This window comes from Bifidobacterium cuniculi (assembly GCF_000741575.1).
Classification (GTDB): Bacteria; Actinomycetota; Actinomycetes; order Actinomycetales; family Bifidobacteriaceae; genus Bifidobacterium; species Bifidobacterium cuniculi.
The window spans coordinates 1-8,059 of the sequence record NZ_JGYV01000032.1; the positions used below are offsets into that span (position 1 = coordinate 1).

Genomic DNA, 8,059 nt, shown 5'->3' on the forward strand with positions numbered 1-8,059 from the left:
GATAACGGTTCCTGCCGTCCCTTCGGGGGCGGGTGAGGCCCCATGTGGATCACGTGGTTGATAGGCCGGGTGTGGAAGCCCTGTGAGGGGTGGAGCTGACCGGTACTAATGGCCGAAGACGACCCTTTTGGTTGCTTTGTCTGGCGCTGCGGGCATTTCCGGGGCGGGCGGGGATGGCACATGGGTCGTCGGGTCACTGAGATGAGCAAGCATAGTCATGGGCTTGTTGTCGCGTCCGCTGTCCGGTTCCCTGACCGCTACGTATAGTTGGTTTCCTGTGCAAGACTGCCGGGATGCGTCCCCTGTGTGTGGGGTGTGTGTCGGGTCTTTGTTGGTTTTGCGGTGGCCTTGGCCCAGGGGAGACGCCCGGTCCCATTCCGAACCCGGTAGCTAAGCCCTGGCACGGCGATGGTACTGCACCTGGTAGGGTGCGGGAGAGTAGCACGCTGCCGCTTTCTTCTTTCGAGGGGGTGTCCCGTTGCGGGACACCCCCTCCTTTATTTTTTCCCGGCACGCGCGAACACCCCGAACCATGCGCGTCCGGGGCGACGACAATGGTCGGCGCGAAACGCGCAATGGTTATATTGACGGAAGCCGGGGTCGGAGGCAGCGCGATGCTGCCCATCATGATGTTCTTCACCATGTTCCGGCTGCACGAGGGTGACTTCTGTACAAGACCGTGAAGGCGAAGCTGACCCAATGCGGCGACTATCCGTATCCGCATGCCTCGCAGTGGGGCATGCTCGTCATAGTGGCACTGTTCTTCGTAATCATGCTGCTGCCGGACCCATTACGGCGAATGCATTTATGTCGCGTACTTCCTGCTGCTGATCGTCTCGCTGCTGTTCCTCCTGTTCTTCGTCCGCCTGTTCCGCCAGACCGCGAATGCGCGCGACGTCATCGTCGTGTTCATCGCCGCGACCGTCGTGGTCATGTGCACCACCGTGGCGCCGATGACGCGGCGGAAGGCGCATTTCGAGTTCCACAGCATGTACTACAGCGAGATCCTCATCTACGTGATCCTCTTCGGCGTGTTCATCTTCATCGGCGAAGGTCACCTGGAGCTGCTGCTGTTCATGTTCCTCGTCATGTTCGTCGCGCAGTTCCTCGCACAGACTTTCGCGGGACGCCTGATGAAGCGGGCGGGGCGACTGCGCGTGTCGAACGTCGTCATCTGCGCGTTGATCGTGACGAGTCCGCTGCTGCTGTTCCGCCAGACCTTCTTCGTCGGCTGCTTTGTCACGTTCCTGCTGACGACCGCCGGCCACGTGCGCGTCGCGCAGCTGTACGCGAGGCGCCATCCGCACCCGCGGCTCGGCGCACAGCTGTCGAACCAGTACATGAGCGACCTGGGCATCATCCTGGGACAGACGGTGCTCGTGGGCGTGCTGGCCGTGGTGTCCTTCGCCATGGACCACAGCACGACGGTTGCGGTGGCGGCGTACGCATTCCACATCCCGCGGCCGTGGAGCACGTCTTCTTCGTGACGGCGCTGGCGTGCACGGTCATCTTCGACCTCCAGGAGGCGATGCTGCTGCTCGGTTCGCGTCTGCGCGGCGAGGAGGTCTTCGAGTTCCCCAAGTATGATGGCCAGACCGACGATCCTGCCGAGAGCATGGGCGAGACGGCGCCGGAGATGGTGGCCGGCAAGGGTGCCCATGGCGCGGAAGCCGGTGCCTAGCGCGTACCGGCCCGAAGGCACCGAACTACGAGGCATTCCCGGGGACGCCGGATGGCTAAATCCTTTTAGCGCGCGGATGACGTATACTGATGTACGTCAAACGCGCCGGCCCGAAGGTGGGTCGGAACCGGTAGGGGAGGAGATCGGCCATGGCACGCAGGGTCACGCTTCGTGATGTCGCCAAGGATGCGGGGGTGTCGGTCACCACGGCTTCACTGGTGCTCAACAAACGCCATTCGCGCCTGTCGGAGGAGACGCGACGGCTGGTCTTCGAAGCCGCCGAGCGTCTCAAGTACGTCCCGAACCAGAGCGCCCGCAGCCTGGTCACCAAGAACACCATGCTCGTCACGCTGATCGTGCCGGACATCGAGAACCTCTTCTTCGCCTCGCTCGCCCGCTGCCTGGAGGAGGAGTGTCAGCAGCAGGGCTACTCGCTCATCATCGCCAACTCGGATGATTCACGTGAAACAGAGCATGCGCTGATCGGGCAGATCGTGGCCCGTGGCGTCGACGGCGTCTTCCTCATCCCCGCGCGCGAGTCCTTCGGACGGCTCGACGAGCTGCAGGCGGACGTCGCGTCCATCGCCTGCCCCGTCACGCTCCTCGACCGCATGGTCACCGGCGGCTGGTGCGACGGCGTCGGCTTCGACAACCGCCACGGCGGTTCGCTCGCCGCGCAGTGCCTGATCGATGCCGGGCACACGCGCATCGGATGCATCGCCGGCGAGGGCAACGCCAACCGTCGGCGGCAGGGGTTCGTCGACACGCTGGCCGCCGCCGGGATCAGTCTGGATCCGCGCCTCGACGTCGTGGGCAACTACCGTTTCGACAGCGGTTTCGCGGCCGCCTATGCCATGGCGCAGGCCGGCGCAACCGCCGTGTTCTGCTGCAACGACCTCATGGCCGCAGGCATGCTGCGGCGACTGGGGGAACTGGGTCTGCGGGTGCCCGAGGACATGTCCATCATCGGGTACGATAACATCTTGGCGCGCTTCGGCATGCCGATCGAGGTGACGACTGTGGAGCAGCACGTCGAGTCCCTGGCCGCCGAAAGCTGGCGGATGCTCTATGCGCGCATCCTCGAGCATGCAGGCGACGACGACGCGCGGCCGTGGCTGAGTGAACCGCAGACGAAGCTGCTGGAGCCGCGGCTGATCAACCGCGGGACCGTGAAGGTGCTCCGTGGCTGTCGCCAGGGTGAGGAATAGCTGAAAGCGAACACACGACGTGTCGCGTGATAAAACGTTTTATCATAATGACATTGGCGATGAAGCAACGCCAAACGACTTGCGGCAATGATTGCCGCACGCCCCGGAAGGAACACGATCCCTCAACGAAGAAGGTATGGACATGAAGAAGCTCATTCTTGACCTCGACACCGGCGTCGACGACACGCTGGCCATCGCCTATGCGCTCGGCAGCCCCGAAGTCGAGCTGATCGGCATCACTGGCACCTACGGCAACGTACTCATGGAGCAGGGCGTGCGCAACGCCCTCGCCATCACCGACATCCTCGGCCACCCCGAGGTGCCCGTCTACAAGGGCCTGCCGCACGCCAGCACGAAGGACGGCTTCGAAGTCCTCCCCATCTCCGCCTTCATCCACGGCGAGAACGGCATCGGCGACGTGGAGATCCCGGATTCCGGCCGTGATGCGCAGGACGGCGGCGTCGACTTCATCGTGGACGCCGTCAAGACCTACGGCAAGGACCTCATCATCGTGCCAACCGGCCCCCAGACCAACGTGGCCGCAGCCATCCGCAAGGCCCCGGAGATCGTGGACGAGGTCGGGCGCATCGTGCTCATGGGCGGCGCACTCACCGTTCCGGGCAACGTGAACGCCTGGACCGAGGCGAATATCTCCCAGGACCCGGACGCTGCGAACTTCGTGTTCCGCTCGGGCGTGCCCGCCACCATGGTCGGCCTCGACGTCACCCTCCAGACGCTGCTCACCTACAAGGAGACGCGGCGTTGGCGCGACCTCGGCACCGCCGCCGGCAAGGCCCTCGCCGACATCACCGACTTCTACATCAAGGCCTACGAGACCACCGCCCCGCACCTCGGCGGCTGCGGCCTGCACGACCCGCTCGCTGTGGGCGTGGCCGTGGATCCGACGCTCGTCACCTGCCTGCCGATCAACATGAAGGTCGACGTGGACGGCCCCACCCGCGGCCGCACCATCGGCGACGAACAGCGCCTCAACGACCCGGTCAAGACCATGGAGGCCGCCGTCCAAGTCGACGTGGACCGCTTCCTCGACGAGTTCATGACCCGCATCTCCAACCTCGCCGCCGCGGCGAAGTGACCCGGCACCTGACCGGGCACGGCGGCACGTGCCCGGGATGCCCATGACGCCATCGGAACACCGGCAGCGATGGCCGGTACCCGGTTGCCGTGCCGCGGCCATGCCACGGCGCGGCAACCGGCCGCTCCGGGCGGTCCCAGGGAACCGACCGGAACCTGATACCAGAGGAATCAGAGGAAAGGACACTCGCGATGAGTGCAGTAACCACCAAGGCAACGGCGGATCCGTACGCCGACCCGGAGACCAGCAACAAGGCAGCCGTCAAGGCACTGGTCTTCCTGCTCATCACCTTCATCCTGGGCACGCTGTGCGTGCAGGGATTCAATCTCGTCTTCGACCAGATCGGCCAGTCCGTAGGCGCCCCCGAACAGGCGTCGCTGATCACCGCCATCCCGGGCATCGTGCTCGGCATCGTCGCGTTCATCTACGGCTCGCTGTCCGACTTCGTGTCGATCAAGAAGCTGACCATCTTCGGCTTGGTCATGCTCTTCGTCGGCTCCGCCTACGGCTTCGTCACGAACTTCTTCTTCGACGCGAACCTGTGGAACGTCATCATCGGCCGCATGATCCAGACGGCCGGCGCCCAGGTGGCCGGCTCCGTCTACCTGGTCATCGCCACGAAGTACCTGCGTGACAACCTCAAGGTCATCTTCTTCGGCCTGTTCACCGCCGGCTACCAGTTCTCCGCCGCCATCGGCGTCTTCGCCGCCGGCCTGCTGAGCTCCATCGCCTGGCAGTACCTCTTCCTCATCCCGGCCGTGACCATCGTGTTCCTGCCCTTCCTGATGAAGCTGCTGCCCTCCGCCGCCGGCACCGGCGCGAAGATCGACTGGCTTGGCTTTGGCATCTTCGGCGTGGCCGTCGCCTTCCTGACCGTCTACTTCAGCTACATCAGCCAGTGGTGGCTGCTCGTGGTCGCCATCGTGCTGTTCGTCTGCTTCGGCGTGTACATCGCCAAGGCCAGGGAGCCCTTCATCACGCCGGCCTTTTTCAAGAACACCCGCTGGCTGCTGGCCATCAGCCTCATCGCGCTGTTCTACTTCGTGAACTACTGCATCTCCCCGATCTACAACAACATCGGCGCCCAGGTCTACGGCATGGACACCGGCCAGGTCTCCGCGTACATCGTGTGGGCCTTCGTCGTGGCGACCATCGTCGGCACCAGCTCCGGTGCCATCGTCGGCAAGATCGGCCAGGTGCCCGCGATCATCATCGCCGGCCTGCTCATGACCTGCGGCTTCGTCGGCGCCGCCTGCTGCATCAACACGTCCTTCCTGATCCTCACGCTGTGGGCGTGCGTCTTCTACGCCGGCGTCGGCCTGCTGTACTCGCCGCTGACGGCGACGGTGCTCGGCACGCTGCCCGTTGACCAGTCCGGCCGCGGCATCGGCATGAACGACCTGGTAATGAACGTCACCGCTTCCATCGGCATCGCCGTCTTCGGTACGCTGATGAGCGCCGGCTCGCTCAACGGCTCCAGCTTCGTTGGCACCACCGGCGTCGCCGGTGGCTTCTCCAACCTGCTGCTGATCGGCGGCGCGGTGCTGCTCGTCGGCGTCATCGTCTTCCTGCTCATCCGCCGCAAGGTGTATGCGGGCGAGACGGCCGCCGAGGAACACGAGCCCGGCCCGGACGAGGTCGGCGCGGCGCTCCAGTGACGCCACGGTCGTGCGCGGCTGCGCCCAGGCAGGCCGCGCACGCGAACATCTGTCGGTGAGGACCGCCCTACGGTGCGGGCGGCCCTCACCGGTCCCTGGGCGCCAACAGTCGTCAAGAGAGTCGTCAAGAGTCAAGGAGTGGTCATCATGGCAAAGGTACAGGAGGATCTGCGGGCGCTGGACCGCCTGCACGGCACGGTCGCGGTCGTCGGGTCGATGAACGTCGACTACACCATCACCACGCCGCGGCTGCCCGAACCGGGCGAGACCGTCACAGGCGGTCCGCTGGAGCTGCTGCCCGGCGGCAAGAGCGGCAACCAGGCCGCCGCCGCCGCGCTGCTCGGCGCCCAGGTGCGCATGTTCGGTGCCGTCGGCTCCGACGCCAATGCCGTGTTCCTGCTCAACCACCTCAATGCGGCCGGCGTCGACGTCAGCCAGATCAAGCGGGTGGATGGCCCGAGCGGCCTGACGGTGATCACCGTGGACGACGCCGGCGAGAACACGATCGTGTACTCGGCAGGGTCGAACGCGCAGGTCGACGTAGAATACGCGCTCTCGAAGAGCGAGGAACTGACGAGCGCCAGCGTGCTGGGCCTGTGCCTGGAGAGCCCGATCGAAACGGTGACGCAGTGCGCGCGGCTGTGCCATGACGCCGGCGTGACCGTGCTGCTCAACAACTCGCCGTTCCGTGCACAGCTGCCGCAGGAACTGATCGACCATGCGGACATCCTGCTGGTCAACGAGGTCGAGATGACCCAGCTGCTCGGCGTGGAGGAACCCGACGACTGGGACGCCTTCGACTGGGACGATGCCGTGAACCGGCTGGCCGCGATGGGCTTCCGGCAGAGCGTGGTGACGCTCGGCGGCGACGGCTCGATGGTGCTCGACGCGACCTGCTCGCAGCGCGTGACGAGGATCGACCCGGTGCATGTGAAGGCGCTCGACACCACCGGCTGCGGCGACTCCTTCATGGGCACGATCCTGGCGGCCCTGGCCTCCGGACAGTCCCTGCAGAAAGCCGCTCGCCTGGCCAGCTACGTTTCCGCCTACGCCGCCACCGGCCGCGGCGCCCAGGCCAGCTACGGCACCCCCGCCCAGATCAAGGCGATGTTCGAGGAGTAACGTTCCTCACTTAAAGCGGGCACCTTCTTAACGTCTTTTTCGACATTAAAGCGGGCACCGGGTTGAGGATGATTTCCTCACTTAAAGCGGGCACCGGGATCGGCCGTATAGCGCCGGTCCCGGTGCCCGCTTCTGTGTATATCTGTGCATAGAGATGCCAGTTATCCACATTTCCACATTTTTCGTAGGCCGGGATGCGCGAAAACGAACGATTCGCTACTGTGCAAGCATGTCAAAACCTTCATTATTGCTTGAAGCGCTCCACGGCGAGCATGAAACATTCGCACATGAGTGCCTGGCACTGCAAGCACGTACCGGAATCATCGCGCCGTTCGCGCTGCGCTCGGCCCTCAAATTGGAAGAAGTTGCCGCTCCCTACATGCACCCATCGCGTAGGGAAGGCGTCTTCGTCCGGGATTTTGATCTCGTGGTCACGGATAGAAACCACAGGTCACATGTCCAAGGCGTCAATTTCTGCGAATGGGACATGCCGTTGCTGCTCGCAGTCGACGAGCACGGACTTTCCTTCACCCATGGCCCTTGCACGGTCGTCACCATGGCACAACGATTATCGCCACGTGAGCTCATCGTCCTGGCGGAAAGCATGTTGCGTCGTGACCCAGCGCTTCGCAGATCAAGCATCGATGAATTCCTGATGTACTTCGACATGCTCGACGATTGCACGGAGCGAAGGAACAGACGCGCCTTTCGGGGGAGCAAGACGCTGCGCAAGCTCTTCCCGCTGGTGAGGGACAATACCGATTCTCCGCAGGAGAGCCGCGTGGGCCTTGTTCTCATGCAATATGGGCTGGGGCGCCCCGTCGTGAACTATCGGGTTCTGTTGCCGAATGGCCGCGTCGTCTACTTGGACATGTCTTTTCCATTGCTGAAGATAGCCATCGAATACGATGGTGTATTCCATCTGGGCCAGCAGCTTGACGATGAGTTGCGGCAGATGATGATCGAAGAGGAGGGATGGCTGGTCATTCGCGTGCGCGGCACAGATCTTGGTTCGGTGGAGTCGGAACAAGCGTTTGCGCGGCGAGTTGCGGATGCCGTGGAGCGCAGGAGTGGCGAGCAAGTGCTGTTGTCCGATCCGATGCCGCTGCTGGAGCTGGCGAAGTACCCGGAGCTGTCGTACGATCGACCGTGGTTGGCGGCTTGATTGGAATGTCTTTTTCGGTGGTAAAGCGGGCACCCGGACAGGGACGTTTCCTCACTTAAAGCGGGCACCCAGTCGAGGCGAAACGCGAATTAAAGCGGGCACCGGCTTGAAGAACCAAGAGTTCTTCAA

At 63.9% G+C, this 8,059-nt stretch carries 8 protein-coding genes and 2 rRNA genes; 9 read left to right on the top strand and 1 reads right to left on the bottom strand.

Annotated elements, in window-relative coordinates:
• Together BCUN_RS10580 and rrf are read left to right on the top strand one after the other, a co-directional pair.
• Window positions 1-128, top strand: a 23S ribosomal RNA gene (locus BCUN_RS10580); the annotation flags it as partial.
• A 210-nt stretch (window positions 129-338) separates the two neighbouring features.
• A 5S ribosomal RNA gene (gene rrf / locus BCUN_RS10585) occupies window positions 339-455 on the top strand.
• Window positions 456-770: 315 nt separating this feature from the next.
• Here rrf and BCUN_RS12840 read toward each other — a convergent pair.
• Entirely contained in the window at window positions 771-986 is a 216-nt protein-coding gene (locus BCUN_RS12840; RefSeq protein ID WP_156100161.1) for a hypothetical protein, read from the bottom strand.
• Between the two features lie 3 nt (window positions 987-989).
• On the opposite strand from BCUN_RS12840, the gene BCUN_RS10590 reads away from it, so the two are divergent.
• The 7 genes from BCUN_RS10590 to BCUN_RS10625 all read left to right on the top strand — a co-directional run bounded on the left by BCUN_RS10590 (window position 990) and on the right by BCUN_RS10625 (window position 7,930).
• The gene (locus tag BCUN_RS10590) at window positions 990-1,487 is read left to right on the top strand and encodes a hypothetical protein (RefSeq protein WP_156100162.1); all 498 of its coding nucleotides are present in this window, start codon (window positions 990-992) and stop codon (window positions 1,485-1,487) included.
• Window positions 1,466-1,681 carry a hypothetical protein gene (locus BCUN_RS10595; protein WP_152598199.1) on the top strand — a complete coding sequence of 72 codons (216 nt, stop codon included), beginning with the start codon at window positions 1,466-1,468 and terminating at the stop codon, window positions 1,679-1,681. Before BCUN_RS10590 ends, BCUN_RS10595 begins: the two co-directional genes overlap by 22 nt.
• Window positions 1,682-1,830: 149 nt before the next feature.
• Window positions 1,831-2,889, top strand: a complete 1,059-nt coding sequence (locus BCUN_RS10600) for a LacI family DNA-binding transcriptional regulator (RefSeq protein ID WP_033517914.1) — start codon at window positions 1,831-1,833, stop codon at window positions 2,887-2,889.
• Window positions 2,890-3,031: 142 nt separating this feature from the next.
• The gene (locus BCUN_RS10605) at window positions 3,032-3,985 is read left to right on the top strand and encodes a nucleoside hydrolase (protein ID WP_033517921.1); all 954 of its coding nucleotides are present in this window, start codon (window positions 3,032-3,034) and stop codon (window positions 3,983-3,985) included.
• Window positions 3,986-4,176: 191 nt separating this feature from the next.
• Window positions 4,177-5,643 carry an MFS transporter gene (locus BCUN_RS10610; RefSeq protein ID WP_033517915.1) on the top strand — a complete coding sequence of 489 codons (1,467 nt, stop codon included), beginning with the start codon at window positions 4,177-4,179 and terminating at the stop codon, window positions 5,641-5,643.
• 147 nt (window positions 5,644-5,790) lie between these two features.
• Window positions 5,791-6,765 (top strand): ribokinase, encoded by a 975-nt coding sequence (locus tag BCUN_RS10615; RefSeq protein WP_033517917.1) that lies wholly within the window; start codon window positions 5,791-5,793, stop codon window positions 6,763-6,765.
• A gap of 229 nt (window positions 6,766-6,994) precedes the next feature.
• A complete protein-coding gene (locus tag BCUN_RS10625; RefSeq protein WP_152598200.1) occupies window positions 6,995-7,930 on the top strand; it encodes a hypothetical protein in 936 nt (311 codons plus the stop codon).
• Window positions 7,931-8,059 lie beyond the last annotated feature (129 nt).

Bases quoted from the DNA above. Each gene is read 5' to 3' on its own strand.
- BCUN_RS10590 (WP_156100162.1), top strand. From the start codon at position 990: ATGTACTACAGCGAGATCCTCATCTACGTGATCCTCTTCGGCGTGTTC.
- BCUN_RS10600 (WP_033517914.1), top strand. From the start codon at position 1,831: ATGGCACGCAGGGTCACGCTTCGTGATGTCGCCAAGGATGCGGGGGTG.
- BCUN_RS10605 (WP_033517921.1), top strand. From the start codon at position 3,032: ATGAAGAAGCTCATTCTTGACCTCGACACCGGCGTCGACGACACGCTG.
- BCUN_RS10610 (WP_033517915.1), top strand. From the start codon at position 4,177: ATGAGTGCAGTAACCACCAAGGCAACGGCGGATCCGTACGCCGACCCG.
- BCUN_RS10615 (WP_033517917.1), top strand. From the start codon at position 5,791: ATGGCAAAGGTACAGGAGGATCTGCGGGCGCTGGACCGCCTGCACGGC.
- BCUN_RS10625 (WP_152598200.1), top strand. From the start codon at position 6,995: ATGTCAAAACCTTCATTATTGCTTGAAGCGCTCCACGGCGAGCATGAA.